The sequence below is a fragment of the Paenibacillus mesophilus genome, assembly GCF_005938385.1.
Classification (GTDB): domain Bacteria; phylum Bacillota; class Bacilli; order Paenibacillales; family NBRC-103111; genus Paenibacillus_AB; species Paenibacillus_AB mesophilus.
Window position 1 is genome coordinate 190,323 of sequence record NZ_VCRA01000006.1, and the last position, 14,820, is coordinate 205,142.

Annotated in this window: 13 protein-coding genes; 4 read left to right on the forward strand and 9 right to left on the reverse strand. The window is 56.4% G+C overall.

Features of this window, described 5'->3' with window-relative positions; translation table 11 throughout:
* Nucleotides 1-564: 564 nt before the first annotated feature.
* Nucleotides 565-1,410: an SDR family oxidoreductase gene (locus FE783_RS13385; protein WP_138879869.1), complete on the forward strand. Its 846-nt coding sequence runs from the start codon at nt 565-567 to the stop codon at nt 1,408-1,410.
* 68 nt (nt 1,411-1,478) lie between these two features.
* Here FE783_RS13385 and FE783_RS13390 read toward each other — a convergent pair whose 3' ends face one another.
* The 4 genes from FE783_RS13390 to FE783_RS13405 all read right to left on the reverse strand — a co-directional run bounded on the left by FE783_RS13390 (nt 1,479) and on the right by FE783_RS13405 (nt 4,831).
* Nucleotides 1,479-2,927: a nicotinate phosphoribosyltransferase gene (locus FE783_RS13390; protein WP_138879870.1), complete on the reverse strand. Its 1,449-nt coding sequence runs from the start codon at nt 2,925-2,927 to the stop codon at nt 1,479-1,481.
* A gap of 17 nt (nt 2,928-2,944) precedes the next feature.
* On the reverse strand, nt 2,945-3,502 hold the full coding sequence (locus FE783_RS13395; protein ID WP_138879871.1) for a cysteine hydrolase family protein: 558 nt from the start codon (nt 3,500-3,502) through the stop codon (nt 2,945-2,947).
* A gap of 21 nt (nt 3,503-3,523) precedes the next feature.
* The gene (locus FE783_RS13400) at nt 3,524-4,306 is read right to left on the reverse strand and encodes an NUDIX domain-containing protein (RefSeq protein ID WP_138879872.1); all 783 of its coding nucleotides are present in this window, start codon (nt 4,304-4,306) and stop codon (nt 3,524-3,526) included.
* Between the two features lie 126 nt (nt 4,307-4,432).
* Nucleotides 4,433-4,831, reverse strand: a complete 399-nt coding sequence (locus tag FE783_RS13405; RefSeq protein ID WP_138879873.1) for a DUF3221 domain-containing protein — start codon at nt 4,829-4,831, stop codon at nt 4,433-4,435.
* A 185-nt stretch (nt 4,832-5,016) separates the two neighbouring features.
* On the opposite strand from FE783_RS13405, the gene FE783_RS13410 reads away from it, so the two are divergent.
* Nucleotides 5,017-5,550: a 5' nucleotidase, NT5C type gene (locus FE783_RS13410; RefSeq protein WP_138879874.1), complete on the forward strand. Its 534-nt coding sequence runs from the start codon at nt 5,017-5,019 to the stop codon at nt 5,548-5,550.
* On the forward strand, nt 5,547-5,816 hold the full coding sequence (locus tag FE783_RS13415) for a YkgJ family cysteine cluster protein (RefSeq protein WP_138879875.1): 270 nt from the start codon (nt 5,547-5,549) through the stop codon (nt 5,814-5,816). The genes FE783_RS13410 and FE783_RS13415 overlap by 4 nt, the downstream gene beginning before the upstream one ends.
* A gap of 275 nt (nt 5,817-6,091) precedes the next feature.
* On the opposite strand, the gene hflX is transcribed toward FE783_RS13415, so the two are convergent.
* From hflX to FE783_RS13435, 4 genes are all read right to left on the reverse strand, one after another.
* Nucleotides 6,092-7,351 (reverse strand): GTPase HflX, encoded by a 1,260-nt coding sequence (gene hflX, locus FE783_RS13420; protein ID WP_420799737.1) that lies wholly within the window; start codon nt 7,349-7,351, stop codon nt 6,092-6,094.
* 577 nt (nt 7,352-7,928) lie between these two features.
* On the reverse strand, nt 7,929-9,308 hold the full coding sequence (locus FE783_RS13425; protein ID WP_138879876.1) for a M23 family metallopeptidase: 1,380 nt from the start codon (nt 9,306-9,308) through the stop codon (nt 7,929-7,931).
* Nucleotides 9,309-9,425: 117 nt separating this feature from the next.
* Nucleotides 9,426-10,652, reverse strand: coding sequence for an amylo-alpha-1,6-glucosidase (locus tag FE783_RS13430; RefSeq protein WP_158301783.1), 1,227 nt, complete (start codon nt 10,650-10,652; stop codon nt 9,426-9,428).
* The gene (locus FE783_RS13435) at nt 10,553-11,134 is read right to left on the reverse strand and encodes a hypothetical protein (protein WP_138879878.1); all 582 of its coding nucleotides are present in this window, start codon (nt 11,132-11,134) and stop codon (nt 10,553-10,555) included. The genes FE783_RS13430 and FE783_RS13435 overlap by 100 nt, the downstream gene beginning before the upstream one ends.
* A 311-nt stretch (nt 11,135-11,445) precedes the next feature.
* On the opposite strand from FE783_RS13435, the gene FE783_RS13440 reads away from it, so the two are divergent.
* A complete protein-coding gene (locus FE783_RS13440; protein ID WP_238403050.1) occupies nt 11,446-13,326 on the forward strand; it encodes a WG repeat-containing protein in 1,881 nt (626 codons plus the stop codon).
* Nucleotides 13,327-13,426: 100 nt separating this feature from the next.
* Here the strand turns inward: FE783_RS13440 and FE783_RS13445 are convergent, their stop codons facing one another.
* Nucleotides 13,427-14,614, reverse strand: coding sequence for an N-acetylmuramoyl-L-alanine amidase family protein (locus FE783_RS13445; protein ID WP_138879879.1), 1,188 nt, complete (start codon nt 14,612-14,614; stop codon nt 13,427-13,429).
* Nucleotides 14,615-14,820: the final 206 nt, after the last annotated feature.

The following is a 14,820-nucleotide window of genomic DNA, read 5'->3' on the forward strand; positions in this document are numbered from 1 at the left end:
ATCGCATGAACCCGGTGTAAATACTGTAAAACCATGTCGAAGTCCAGTTTAAATTTTCATATAAAATTCCACTAAGAATTCATTAAATTTTGCGCTCCAAGCCCCATAGGATCGGAAATCGGAGGCGGGCGGAACTAGCGCCGCCAGATCGAATTACAACTAAAGAACTAGGATCATAGGGGGATATTTGTCTAATAGTAGCGGTTTCGCTCGTATTGCCTTCCTGGCGGCACCCGTATTCGACAACCCGTTCCGAATTGGAAATTCTCCACTTTCCAAGATCCAACGCAAAACGCAGGAATCACTCGATCCATGTCGAATATTCCCATTGTTGAAGATTCTTCAATATGCCGGAAACACCTCTGCACAGCGGGTGTCAAGATCGCCGACCGGTCCCTCGGAGTATTCGGATTCGACATTCCCGGTTTCCGTTACTGTCGAACTATTTTTTTGCAGGCCGAAATACATTGTCGGAAAATAGGCCCGGACCGTCGTAACTTGCACAGTCATGGAAGTTTTTTCCTATTTCTTATATTATTGAGGAAGAAGAGAGGGAGGATGGCCATGTCTCGTAAAACAGTGCTCGTAACCGGCGCCAATTCCGGAATGGGGCTTGCTGCCGCAACCGAGCTGGCGCGCCGGGGATATCGCGTCGTCATGGCATGCCGAAGCTTGGAGCGCGGCGAAGCGGCCCGCCGGGTAGCGATACGCCAAAGCGGAGCGGCGGATATCGAATTGATGCTTTGCGATCTAGGCTCGCTGCGCGGCGTCCGGCAATTTGCGGAGCAATTTCTCGCCCGGCACGACGCGCTTGACGTGCTGATCAATAACGCGGGAGTCATCACGATCAAGCGGCATACGACATCGGACAACTTCGAAGCGATGATGGGCGTCAACCATCTGGGCCATTTTCTGCTCACGAGTTTGCTTTTGCCGGCCATCCAACGTTCGCCGCAAGGTCGTATCGTCGTCGTGTCCTCCGGGGCTCACAAGGCCGGGAGAATTCATTTCGAAGACCCCCATCTTACGCGAGGGTTCAATGCGGTCAAAGGATACGCCCAATCGAAGCTCGCCAATGTGCTGTTCGTGCGCGAGCTGGCCGAGCGGCTGAGGGGCGGAGGCGGGACCGTGACGGTCAATGCGGTTCATCCGGGAGCCGTCGCCACCGATTTCGGTGTGGACCGCCGAACCGGATTCGGCCGGTCGGTTTACAGGCTGCTCCGTCCTTTTTTCCGGACCCCCGCCGAAGGTGCCGCGACCGCCGTATACTTGGCTACCGCGAACGAAGTCGCCGGAGTGACCGGGCAATATTTCTACGACAATAAGCCGGCTCCCGTATCGGCACTCGCCCAAGATGCCGTAACTGCCAAAAGGCTGTGGGAATGGAGCGAGCGCGAGGTCGGCCTTTAGGCCGAGACGAATGACGGGACCCTGGGTACAGGGTCCCGTCGACGCGTCGCTGAACGAACGCATTCGCGCTATGCTTTGCTTGTATGGCGATGAAGCAGGTTCATTTTCAATTCCCAGGCAGCTACGCTCAAATCGACCGGATACGTCTCCGGATTCAGCTTGCGCAGATGCTCCGGCCAGAACAGCTCCAGCTGCTTCGCGTGATGGTTGCGGATCTCGGCAAGCGTCGGCAGCTCCCGGACAAGCTCCCCACCTGCAAAAACAGGCTCCAGCAGCGGAATCGCGTCATAATCTTCCACATACTTGTGAATGTACGGATGGACCGGATCGAACAGCTTGATCCGTTTCCCCTGCGTTACGTCCTGTTCGCCGTGCAGCACGATATAATCGGCTTCGGCTTTGCCCGTCTGCCGGTTGATGATACGGTATACTTGCTTCAATCCCGGCGTAGTTACTTTCTCCGGGTTGCCGGATATTTTGATAACCGGAACGTATTCCCCGTCCTTTTCCCGTGCGACGAGCTTGTATACGCCGCCGAGGGCCGGCTCGCTGCCCCCCGTGATCAGTTGCGTGCCGACGCCCCACGTATCGATCTTCGCGGCTTGCGCCTTCAGGTTGAAGATGAGCGTTTCGTCGAGATCGTTGGAGGCGACAATTTTCACATACGGCAGTCCGGCAGCATCCAGCATTTCCCGCGCCCGCTTGGACAAGTAGGCGAGATCGCCGCTGTCGAGCCGGATCGCATTCATCCGTTTCCCCCGCTCCTCCAGCTTCTTCGCCGTGCGGATCGCGCTCGGAACGCCGCTCGCGAGCGTGTCGTACGTATCGACCAGCAGCGTTACTTGATCCGGCAGCGCCTCCGCGAACCGGTCGAACGCCTCCTGCTCCGTATCATGCCCCTGTACCCACGCATGGGCATGCGTTCCTTTCGTCGGAATGCCGAACTTCATCCCCGCGAGCAAGTTGGACGTAGCATCGAAGCCGGCGATGTAAGCCGCTCTCGCTCCCCACACCGCCGCGTCGGCTTCCTGCGCCCGCCGTGACCCGAACTCGAGCAGCACGTCGCCTTCGGCTACCCGCTTGATCCGGGCCGCTTTCGTCGCGATCAGCGTCTGGTAGTTCATGAAGTTGAGCAGCGCCGTCTCGATCAGCTGCACTTCGAATATGCGCCCTTCCACGCGGATAAGCGGCTCGTTCGGAAACACGATCGTGCCTTCGGGTACCGCGTACACATCCCCGGCAAACCGGAACCGGCACAGCTCCTCCAGAAATTCGGGCTTATATTGTTCCTCCTGCTCGCTCAGGTATGCAATCTCGGCATCTCCGAACGCCAGGCTCCGGATATAGTCCGCGATCCGCTCCAAGCCGGCGAATACCGCATAGCCGTTGCCGAAAGGCAGCTTGCGGAAGTAGACGTCGAATACCGCCCTTTCGTTCTGCGTCCCGTTCACCCAATGCGCGTACATCATATTGATCTGGTATTTATCCGTATGCAGCGTCAAATTGCCGTCAGCCATCGCTTTTCATCCTTTCTTCAAACGCGTACCGGTTGCCCTCCGCTCAACAGCTGGGCGCCAAGCGAGTTTTGGAAATGTCCCAACGCCCAATCATGTCCGGGAGGATTGAACGTCGCCACCGCATCCGTATGCAAGGCGATCCGGAATCCTTTGTTATAAGCGTCCACCGCCGTATGCAGCACGCAAATGTCGGTGCAGACTCCGACCAGGTGCACCTCGCCGATTCCCCGCTCCCTGAGCCGCAGCTCCAGATCGGTTCCGCAGAAGGCGCTGTACCGGGTCTTATCCATCCAGTAAATCCGCTCCCGCTCCCGCCGGTAAGCTTCATCCAGCTTGCCGTACAAGCTCCGTCCGTCCGTTCCGCGTATGTTGTGCGGAGGGAACAGGCCGTACTCCGGGTGGTGCGCATCGTTCTCCTCATGCAGATCGACGGCCATGACGACCCAATCTCCCTGTGCCGCGAACGATTCCGTCAGCTCGGCGATGCGCGTCTCGATGTCGATCGCCGGCTGTCCGCATGGCAGCTTCCCGACTACAAAATCGACGGTATAATCGATTACGATCAATGCTTTCATCGTTATAACCTCCCCAATCGTTTAGCCGTATATCGACAGCTTGGGCACATAATCCGTAAACCGGTACAGCTGGGCCGACCGCTGGGAGTAGCGGTTCGACATTTTCCGCTCGCCCCTTTCGTCCGCTGCCTCCTCCAGAATGCCTTGCCTGCTGCGGGTGGACGTAATTTTGCGTATAAAGTTCTGCTCCTCGAAGTCCGGCACTACCGTCCTTATCACCTGATACAGCTCGCCGAGCGTAAACTCGTCGGGCAGAAACTGCTTCGCGATCGTCGTCGTCATCATGCTCTCGCGAATTTTGTCCAGTGCATCGCGCAGGATACGGCTATGATCGAACGCAAGCTTCTGCTCCAACGCCTCCCTTATCGGGAACAACCGCACGTCGGCCGCGTCATCCCGAGCCTCCCGGTCAGCCAAATACCGCTCATGCACGAGAGCGAAGAAAGCGTGGGAGATGATCCATCCCCGCGGATCGCGCCCCGGCTCGCTGTATACGTTGAAATATTCGAGGTGAACGTCCGCCACCCCGGTTTCCTCCATCAGCTCCCGTCTCGCGCAGTCGTACATGCTCTCCTCCTCGCCGCAAAAACCGCCGGGCAGCGCCCACTGTCCTTCGAACGGCCAGTTTTTCCGCTTGATCAGCAGCACCTGGAGCTCGCGCTCGGGCAAAGCCTTCTTGCCGGCCGCCCTCTCGCGGGTGGTAATCGTGAAGATGACTATATCGCTGGGCGCCCCATCGGGCGTCCGGTATTTGGCCGCCGAGTAATTGGACGCGTTCTCGATTTCGTTCGGTTCGTTTTCCATGGCGCCTCCTTCATATATGTCATTTTGATAATATCATAATGACATATATGAACTTGTTTGTCAATACAAAAAAAGCCGTCCCGGAGGAAGCTCCCCCGAAACAGCCGTTCCTGCGGACATCGGATATTACTTGGACGGAGCGCCGGCGCCGCCATCCAGAATTACGACTTCCTTCGCTTCCGCCTGTACCGGATAAGACTCCTGGACCGGTCCCGTGAATACGATCTCCACCCGCTGGCCGGATTTCAAGTCGCTTACGGACGCCTTTTTCTTCTTCCCGTCCGCCATCGCGTACATTTTCGCGCCTTTCGGAACTCTCACGCTCGCTTTGTCGTACTGGGTGTCGCTTTTCTTGGTTCCTTCCACGAGGATCAGCCTGCCTTCCCCCTCCTGGTAATCGCCTACCGCTATAACAGCACCCCTTATGGACACTCCTTGATCTTTGCCGTTTCCGCCGCCGTCTCCGCAGCCTTGAACCATGAGCAAGCTCCCGAGCAGCACAATGGCAGCCGCTAACGTTTTCATACGATTCCTCCTTCGTTCATAGAGCTGTAAGGCATTCCTTATTCCAGACGGGAAAAGTCCGGCGAAAGTTGCACCAGAGTGAGTACCGCACTATCATAAACCGGACGCATCGTATAGGGAGTCGGTTGACCTATGCCTCGTTTCCCGCTAGCATAGAAGAAAACAAGACGATAGGAGCATGTCCGATGGAACGAACGAAGCAGCGAATCGCGATCGATATGGACGAGGTTATGGCGGACACGCTCGGCAAAATGCTGGAATGCTACAACCGGGACTACGGCGATACGATCACGCTCGATCATTTGCATGGCAAGAAGCTGCGGCATGTAGCCAAATGCGGCGGCGAAGTGTCCAAGTACTTCGACGATCCTTTGTTTTTGCGGGATTTGAAAGTGCTGCCCGACAGCCAGGAAGTGATCCGCGAGCTGCAATCCCGATATGAAATCTTTATCGCCTCGGCCGCCATGGAAGTTCCTGCGTCGTTCGCCGCCAAGTATGAATGGCTCAAGGAGCATTTCGATTTCATTCCAAGCTCTCACATCGTCTTCTGCGGAGACAAAAGCATTATTAATGCGGACTATTTGATCGACGACCACGCGTACCAGTTCGACCGCTTCCCGGGACAGGGCATCCTGTTCACCGCAAGCCACAACGTCGAGGAAACCCGCTACCCGCGCGTCAACAATTGGCGCGAAGTAGCCGAGATGTTCCTGACATGAATTGCCGCATCGGGTGTGCGGCATGCTGCATCGTCGTCTCAATCTCGTCGCCGATTCCCGGAATGCCGGAAGGGAAGCCGGCCGGCGTCCGCTGCGTACAGCTTACGACCAACAACAAGTGCAGCCTGTTCGGCAAGCCCGAACGCCCCGCCGTATGCGGCAGCCTGCGGCCCACGGAAGAAATGTGTGGGCAATCCGACGAGGAAGCCTACGCTTATTTGGCTGCTCTCGAACAGCTTACCAAGCCCGCACGACCGCTGCCGTAGTATACTCTTACCCCAAAAGGTGAAGCTATCCTTCGAAGATTACGCCGGGTACTTTTCGGGGACCCCGAACACCGGAAGTTTTCTTGGTATACAATAAATTGTATAACGTTTAACAAAAGAAGGCTCAGGCATGAGAATGCCCGGGCCTTCTTAGCTTTCCACAATATGCCGATCTCATTCCGCCGCACTACTTGCTTTACTTGGCATCCGGATCTGTCTGCGAGATACCGAGGATCATCCCTGCCGGATCATCTTGATCTCCTCTCACTTCACGCCTATAACAGAATAACGTCGTGCTTATACTTCTCATAGTCGGCGCGCTTGCATTCCAGCGACAGCTTCGTGCCGTTCTCCTCATAGCTGGTGGACATAATATGCGCGTTCTCGTTGAAATAGGAGATGAGCCGACCCTGCTCGAAAGGAATCAACAGCTCGCATTGGATATAGTCGTCAAAGATGCGGTCCCGTATTCTCGCGACCAGCTCGTCGATCCCGATTTTTTGCCGGGCGGATACATAGACGATATCCTGCTCGTTCTCGGGCCATTCGCTGCCGGTCAGCTCCGCCTTATTGTAGGCGTAGACGACGGGAATATGGTCTGCCCCCAGCTCCTTTAACGTTTGGTTCGTCACGGCGATCAGCTGCTCGTATTCCGGATTCGAATAGTCTACTACATGTACGAGCAGATCGGACTCTGCAACCTCCTCCAACGTGGACCGGAACGCCTTGATCAGATGGTGGGGCAAATTCCGGACGAACCCTACCGTATCGGTCAGCAGAAACGATTTGTTGTCCGGCAGCCGAATGCTTCGGACCGACGTTTCGAGCGTGGCGAACAGCATATCTTTGGCCAACACTTGCTTGTGAGAGGTCGGATGGTACGTCTCCATCAGCGCATTCATCATACTCGACTTGCCGGCGTTCGTGTACCCGACCAGACCGACGACCGGAATTTTATTTTTGTGGCGCTGCTTCCGTTGGATTTGACGCCCGGATACTAGCGTCTCCAGCTCTTTATTCAGTGCCGTTATTTTTTCCTCGATTCTGCGGCGGTCCAGCTCCAGCTTCTTCTCGCCGGCTCCTTTATTCTTCGTCCCTACCCCGCCGCTCTGCCGGCCGAGCGACTCGCGAAGCCCGATCAAGCGAGGGAGCATATACTGCAGCTCGGCAATCTCCACCTGAAGCTGGGCTTCCCGGGTCCGGGCCCGTTCGGCGAAAATATCCAGAATGAGGATCGTCCGGTCGATCACCTTGCACTGCAAGGACGACTCCAGGTTGCGAATTTGCGACGGGGACAACTCATCGTTGAATATGGCGATGTTCGCTTCATGCTGCGCAAGCAATGCTTTCAATTCCTCGATTTTACCGGTTCCGATGTAATGGGATACGTTCACCCGGCTTGCCTTCTGGGTTAATTCACCCACGACCAGCACGTCGCATGCCGCCGCCAAATTGCGCAGTTCCTCCATCGATTCGTTGAAATCGGGCTGGTTGTTCAGGTTGACGCCCACTGTTATCGCTTTTTGTTCCATCATATATTCATCATCCTCCTTAGTGAAAAAACAAAAAAACACAGACGACTTGGCCGTTGCCTGTGTTAGGCGCGATCAAAAGACCAACATTTTTTGATCGCGCCTTATCGGTTAAGAGGACGCAAGAAACATCCGCAAGGCAGCTTAAGATCACGCTTGCCGGATCGCGTTGGTCTTCCATAGGGGAAAGAGGGCGCGAATCGCCCGCTGCACGGATAGAACGACGGCTTCCCGTCGCAACCCGTTCAGCGGCATCCGCCGCCATCATCCGATATGAACTTGTATCTTTTTAAAGGCGAACAACAAATAAATCCGATTCGGGTTACCTTCAAAAAGGACAGACCAATCCTTGGGAGCAGCTGCGAGGTACGAATCCGTACGCATCAACTCCTGAGTCCTCCGCACACAGGCAGAGAGCCTTTGGCACTATTCAATTAGCCGCGCAAAGTCCTGACTCGGATAAAGTCTATCACACGTAACCCTCCGTTCCTGAAATTACGTTGATTCTACCATAGGTTCTTACCCCGCCGCAACCGATGAAACGATTAAAACCAAAATATAAGGGACGGCCGGAGCCGTCCTATTTCGCTTGCCGCACCCAGCGGAACGGCATCGTATCGAAGAACAGGTTCGGATTCGTCGGAACGTTGTGCGCCCAGAACGTAAAGTGCAGATGGGGTCCGGTCGAGAATCCGGTCGTGCCGACAAGTCCGATAATGTCGCCCTTCTTCACCCGGTCCCCCGTCTTCACCCGCAGCTCGGACAAATGCGCATACTGCGAGAACAGCCCCATGCCGTGATCGAGATAGATCGCGTTGCCGGTCAAGTACAGGCTGTCCGCCAAAGCTACGATGCCGTCGTTCGTCGCCTTGATCGGTGTCCCTTCCTTCGCGGCCAAATCGAGAGCCGTATGGGAACTGTCCCATTTGCCGTTGACGTACCGGGTATACCCGTACGGAGTGGTCAAAATGCCCTGAATCGGTTGTATGAACGCGGACGAGAACAGAAACTCCGGCTCCGACTTACTGCGCGCCGCATCGATTTTTTTCTGGTCGGCCTGAATGCGGTCGGTATCCTGTCGCATGCTCTCCATCTGCTGGGACACTTGCAAATATTGCGTCTGGAACTTCTTGTCCTTGACCGTAAGCGTCAGCCCTCCGATCGGATACTCGCCCGGCTTCACCTGCATCGATATCGGAAGATACGTGTAATAACCGGAGCCGAACGGCTGCAGCTTGTACGTTTTCCCTTGCCAGCTCACTTCTCCCGGCTTGTCGTGCCGAACGAGAACGATGTCTCCGACAAACGCCTGATCCGGCAGCAGCGTCCACTTCGAGCGTATCGCGAGCCTCGCCTGCTCGGGCGTCTCGTACAGCGCGGCTTCCTGCGCGGCTTGCGCTTCGCGCTTCTTCTCCGCTTGCACCGCTTCCCTGACGTCGGCCGTCACTTCTCCGCGCCACGTCTCCCCGCCGTCGGTCGTCACGAGCAGCGGCAGCGCGAGCCCCGAGCCGCTGTCGAGCAGCGCCCAGCCGATCCGGTCGGTCAGAAACTGCGATTGCTTCACCGGGTACGACTTCGCTTCGTAAAGAATCGTCGCCGGCTTCGGCTCCTCGGCAGGCGCCAAGCTCCATTCCCCGCGAACCGGCGCCGCGCCTCCGGCTCCGCCGCCCGATAAAGTCTGAACCGGCAGATCCGATGCCTCATCCCGCCAAACCGCGCCTCCATCGTTCGTAACCTTCGTTTTCCCGTCCGAATAGCGCAGCCAGCCATTCTCGAAATCGGTCATCCGGAACTCGACCGCCTCCGGAGCGGGCTTCTTCACCGGCAGCGATTCGATCACGGTATCGGGCGAAGGCGCCTGCGCCGGACGCTGCTCATAGACGAGCACGGCAAGGCACGCCGCGAGCGAAACCGGCAGGATAAGCCATAACCCGCGCTTGCGGGAGTTGCGGGAATTCATAGGATGTCCTCCTGAGAAGATGTTCTCGATTACTGTTCTTCTTCTATACTAATCAAGAGTTTCTTCTTTTTCCAGACTTCATACGAAGATTCCGCCGCAGCAGGCCAAATATGATGCTCAAATTCCGTACTTTTGCCGCAGCAAACATGCGGTCAACGCCGCCGTCCAATGATAATCCCGAATGGAATCGACTTTGACGCGAATATCGTACCGTTCGCCGACCGGACCTTTGCGATCGCAAGCGACCGGCGGGCGTTCATCTTTGGAATCGTAGTATTCGAAGGTAACCCCATACTGTCTGTAATACTTGTCAACCAGCTCGATGCTTTGGTCCGTCAGTCGGTCGGCTTCCTCTTCCCGCCCGTGAAGCCGCAGTCCCTTAATAATCAAATAATTGAGATTGATCCACGTCGGCCCCCTCCACATATCCGTACCCCACTTCGGCTCGGAAACAGCCAGGCTCGGCACCGGGTAAGCCGTACCGAAATGCTCCGGATCGCGCAGCATGACCGTCAGCCGTTCCGTCTGCGCTGCAGGCAGCTCTTTCAGCAGCAAGGGCAGGAAGCCGCTGACCGCCTTTACTCTCGAGAACGTTCCATCCATATGCTTATCGTAGAAAAAACCGTCCCGCTCATCCCAAAGCTCCGAGACGATCCGTCCGCTCAGCTCGCGCGCCCGTTCGGACCATGAGGCCGCTTTATCGTGCAAGCCCAGCTCCAAAGCGATTAGCGCCACATAGCCCATTTCCTGTGCAAGAAAAGTAGAGAAATCGACGGCATCCAGCGTCAAAGCCTCGTCGAAGCGGCTGGAATTGTCCATTCCCGACTCCCCCGAGCGGCAGTTGACGTTGCCTTCGATATGCCATTCCGGCAGCCCGTTGCCGTTAACGTCCCTGTTGTTCAAATCCCACTCCAGATACTTCTCCAATATCGGCAGCGCATAAGCAAGCTTATCGGGTGCTTCCCGCTTCCTGTAGTTCTCCCATACTCCCCAAGCCAGCACAGGCGGCTGCGTTATGCGGCTGAGACGGCCTTCGACGGTGATCATGTGGACAATCATGCCGTCTTCCTTCTGCGTATCGAGCATCGTCTTCAAGCACTGCCACGAAATATCGGGGGACACGTCATTCATGGCGAGCGAATGAAATACCGTATCCCACAGCCACATATGTTTATGGGGTACCCGATCCGGCGTAGACCACATTTGCTTCAATTCGCCTTCCGGCGACAGCGTGTTTACTTTCATTACACTGAGGCATTTGCCGAGCAGCCGCTGATGACCTGCATCCGGCAGATCCGGGGCTTCCTCCAATGTCCGCAGCCGCTGCCGCAATATCGAATCCAAATCGCCGCGATACCGATGCCCTCCGCTGCGCGATCGGCGGCCTCACCGATCGTTGATCCGTAGCAGACGGCATAACGTTCGCCGCTCAAGCGCAGCACGATGCAATCGCCTGTCTTCGAATCCCGGGTTACCCGCAGGCCGTCCGACATCTCGTCACAGTCCGTCCCGTCTTCGAATTGCAGTTGCAGTCCGGCCCCTTCCGGCAAGCAGCCCACAATCGTATGCCATGCCGTATATGCTGCCGTGAAATTTCCGGCAGGCGTGGCGATTTTGCAGGCATCGCCCGTTACGTAAACCACTTCGGCTTGAGTACCAAGCTCCACGCTCAACGTACGTCGTCTCGCCGTATGAAACAGCAGCGAGAAACCGCTCCCCCATGTGGCGATAAACCCGGATGCGGTCTTCGTCTCGCCATCCATACCTGAAAAACCGAACAGACCTCCTTCCCCCAAGATGTCGGGCAGCTTAGCGTTCTGCTCCATTACGGGTCACACCCTATCTTTTTTTGTATATAGCCGGCACCTTAACCTCCGAAACTATTAACAATATAAAGGATTGTTCGGCCCGGTTCTACGTAACTTTCTTGGAGATAATTATGTGTTTTTGTGATGGATTTGAAGGGAGAACAAGGCGGCTGCTTTCCCTTTCCGACCCGTTCACCAAAGCGTCCGTTCGCCCATATGCTGTAGGCAAATACCTATTGCACGATGACGGAAGCAATCGACCGCGATGTTGGCAATCCGAACCGCGGCCATGGCGCCATCGCGCACTAACGCAAAGGAGTTTGACCAGCATGACGAACGGTTTTTACGCGGAAGCCGGACGATCACCATGGATCGGCGACGGCCGCTGGCACGGACGCGCGTATGGGCTTGTACCCGTATTCGGCGAAAGCCGGTGGGCGCCGGTGACCGTCGTATTCGGACAGCCGCGCGAGGCGGCTCGTTTCGCATGGCCGCTTATGCGCGCCATCACCCTTTACCCCGTAGTCGTCAAGACCGCCCACGGCAACCTGTGGGGCTACATCGACGAACGCGGACGCATGGCTATAACGCCGCAATTCAAGTATGCGCTCAACTTTCAGGACAACGGGCTCGCCGTCGTAGAGTCGGGCAGCAAGCAGGGCGTCATCGACACGTCCGGGCGATTCGTCGTCCCGCCGATTTATGATTCGGTTTCCGAGTTCTCGGAAGGTCTCGCTACCGTGATCGACAGCCAAGGCTTCCGGGTCATAGACGATATGGGACATATCCTTACACCGAAAGCTTACGACTATATCGGCACCTACAAGAACGGAAGAGCCGTCTTCTCCGCATCGCATGCCGAAGGTCAAAGCCTTTACGGCTATTTGGACTTTCAAGGGAAAGAAGCGATCCCCGCCCGATTTCTGGAAGCGGGCGAATTTGCGGGCGGCAAAGCGGTAGTGAAAGTGAAGGAAGGGGAATACGCATTAATCGACACGAACGGCAAGGCGATTGCCGTTTATCCTTACGCGTTTGTCGGCGCCTTGGGGGACGGTCTCCTGGCCTTTCAGAAGGAAGCCTCGGGGAAATACGGCTACATTGACGAGAAGGGGAATGTGGTCATCACTCCCCGCTATAGCGGTGCTCTGCCTTTCGATGGCGGCAGAGCCGTCGTGAACATGGCCGAGGATTACAATAACCGTTATGGGTTAATCGATAAGAAAGGCGACTTCGTCATCAAGCCCGAGTACAACGACATCAATCCGGTACGCGAAGGGCGGTTCGCGGTCGGCAAGGCGATCGATCCGACCCGGCCTTACATCGGCTCCGTCTATGCACTGGCGGACAGCGGCGGACGATTGCTGACCGAGTTCAAGTTTACAGGCATTTCCGAATACGCCCGCGGCTATGCCTCGGTCTCGGACGGCAAGACGACGTACTGGATCGATCGGGACGGTCGCCCCGCCCCGAGCCTCCCTAAGCTGGAAGGCAGCGGAACGATGTCGTTCATCGGCAATTTGATCAGCGCCAATATAGATTTGCGGCAGTCCTATTACGACTTGACGGGGAAACTCGTCTGGCAGCCGAGCACGATCATTCCGCTTGCGCCGCCTTACCGGGTCCGGGAGTTGAAATACAAGCCCAACAAAGATTATCTCGTCTATTACCCGCAGGTGGAAGGAATGACGGACTCGGAAGCCGAACGGAATGTCAACCGGAAGCTGAGAGAGCTGTCGGCGGTAAAGCCGGTTCCCCCCGACACCCAATTGGAGGCCAGCTATACGGGCGACTTCGCCGTAACCTTTTACCGCAATCATCTGCTCGTGCTGGAACTGGAGGGGTACAACTTCCCGTTCGGAGCCGCTCACGGCATGCCTTCCCGGGAGTATGTCCATATCAACCTCGTACTAGGCGAAACGTATGCGCTGAAAGACTTGTTCAAGCCGGGCAGCCCGTATGTCCAACGCATAAGCGACATCATCAGCAAGCAAATCGCGACCGACCCGCAATATTCTTATGTATTCCCGGGCAGCTTCAAGCAAATCAGTCCGAACCCGTTGTTTTATGTGACCGAGCATGATTTGCACATCCTCTTCCCGCCCTATGAAATCGCTCCTTATGCCGCCGGCTTCCCGACCTTCACGATCCCTTTCGCGGAGCTTTCCGACATCATCGATAGGGACGGCCGGTTCTGGAAATCGTTTCATTGAAACTCGTCGGGCGCTTACCGTCCAAAACGGGAAAATCGCCCGGCTCCGTCAAGGTGCCGAGGCGATTTTTTTGTATGGAGCGAGCTATGGGGACGAAGACTTAGTCGGCGAAATAATCGCCGAGACCGGCTGCGATCGCTTGCGCCGCTTTTCTCTGGTAATCGTCCTTGCGGACGGTCGCTTCGTCCCGGGCATCGGTCAAGAAGCCGAGCTCGAGCAGGACGGAAGGTCTGTCGTTTTCCCGCAGCACGTGGTAATCGCCGAACGAGATGCCGTTGCTCTTCAAGCCGAGCCCTTTCGCGAGCCGCGCTTCGATGCTGCGGGCGAGCGGCCGGTCCTTCGCTTCGGAGTAATAGTAGGTCAGCGTGCCGGATACTTTTTTCGGAGAAGCGTTGTAATGAATGCTTACGAAAGCGTCCGCCCGCTGCTTGTTGCTCGTCTGAGCCCTGCCGGACAGTTCGGGCTGCTCGTCGTCGTTCGTGCGGGTCAAGACGACCTGTGCTCCTGCGCGGCGAAGCTCTTCCGCCACATACCGCGCGGTCGTCATGTTGATCGACTTCTCCACCGTCTTGTGGGCAAGCCCGATTACGCCCGGGTCGCCGCCTCCGTGTCCGGGATCGATGACGATCACTTTTCCCCGCAGTCCTCCCTTGGCCGAATTGCCCGCAATCTGGACGCTGCCCGTCTCGCCCACATAACGTTCGGACACCCAGCCGGTCCCGCCTCCGGACACCCGGACTTGAACCCAGCCGTTCTGCTGCTTCAACACAGTAAGCCGGGTTCCTTTGGCCAACACTTCGGTTGCTTTGCTGTCCGTTCCCGGACCGCTGCGCATGTACAGCTTGTCCGCCAGGACGGTTGCTTCTTTGCCGGACGGCTCTTTGTCGGCCGCTGCTTTGGGAGCGGCGTCCGCTTTGCCCGGTTCCGTTTTCCCTGCGGCCGACTTGACCGGCTTTCCGCTTCCCGCGGTATTTCCCGGCTTAGCGTCATTATCCCGGTTGGAGGAACCGCTTGATTGGATTAAATAATGTCCGGCTACCCAGCCGGTCTTGCTGCCCGAGTTTATTTTGACCCAACCGTACGATTCGTCGGAAACGGTAACGATCGAGCCTTTCTTCAAAGAACCGACTATGTCCGACCGGGCGGCCGGTTCGCCGCGAATGTTCAACACTTCGGCGGCTACCTTGGCCGTGTACGTATCAGCGGCGCCCGCTTTATCCGTCATCAGCATGAAGCTGCCGAGCATGACGCCGCAAATCAGAACCGCTCTCCGCGCAATAGGTTTCATAATAGTCCTCTTGATTCTAGAAATAGTCATGTTTTAATTTACCATTTCCGACACGTGGAAACAAATGCCGACAGAACCGTTTTTCTGGACCGGAAACCAAAAACAGCGTCGAATTCCGCCGCGAAATCATGTAGAATAATCTCGAAATCTAGTAAACTTTCATTGCCGACCGTGCGTCTAATTAGTATGGAAACGAAACGAATTTC

Bases quoted from the DNA above. Each gene is read 5' to 3' on its own strand.
- FE783_RS13405 (WP_138879873.1), bottom strand. From the start codon at position 4,831: ATGAAAACGTTAGCGGCTGCCATTGTGCTGCTCGGGAGCTTGCTCATG.
- FE783_RS13440 (WP_238403050.1), top strand. From the start codon at position 11,446: ATGACGAACGGTTTTTACGCGGAAGCCGGACGATCACCATGGATCGGC.
- hflX (WP_420799737.1), bottom strand. From the start codon at position 7,351: ATGATGGAACAAAAAGCGATAACAGTGGGCGTCAACCTGAACAACCAG.
- FE783_RS13445 (WP_138879879.1), bottom strand. From the start codon at position 14,614: ATGAAACCTATTGCGCGGAGAGCGGTTCTGATTTGCGGCGTCATGCTC.
- FE783_RS13425 (WP_138879876.1), bottom strand. From the start codon at position 9,308: ATGAATTCCCGCAACTCCCGCAAGCGCGGGTTATGGCTTATCCTGCCG.
- FE783_RS13410 (WP_138879874.1), top strand. From the start codon at position 5,017: ATGGAACGAACGAAGCAGCGAATCGCGATCGATATGGACGAGGTTATG.
- FE783_RS13415 (WP_138879875.1), top strand. From the start codon at position 5,547: ATGAATTGCCGCATCGGGTGTGCGGCATGCTGCATCGTCGTCTCAATC.
- FE783_RS13395 (WP_138879871.1), bottom strand. From the start codon at position 3,502: ATGAAAGCATTGATCGTAATCGATTATACCGTCGATTTTGTAGTCGGG.
- FE783_RS13385 (WP_138879869.1), top strand. From the start codon at position 565: ATGTCTCGTAAAACAGTGCTCGTAACCGGCGCCAATTCCGGAATGGGG.
- FE783_RS13390 (WP_138879870.1), bottom strand. From the start codon at position 2,927: ATGGCTGACGGCAATTTGACGCTGCATACGGATAAATACCAGATCAAT.
- FE783_RS13400 (WP_138879872.1), bottom strand. From the start codon at position 4,306: ATGGAAAACGAACCGAACGAAATCGAGAACGCGTCCAATTACTCGGCG.
- FE783_RS13435 (WP_138879878.1), bottom strand. From the start codon at position 11,134: ATGGAGCAGAACGCTAAGCTGCCCGACATCTTGGGGGAAGGAGGTCTG.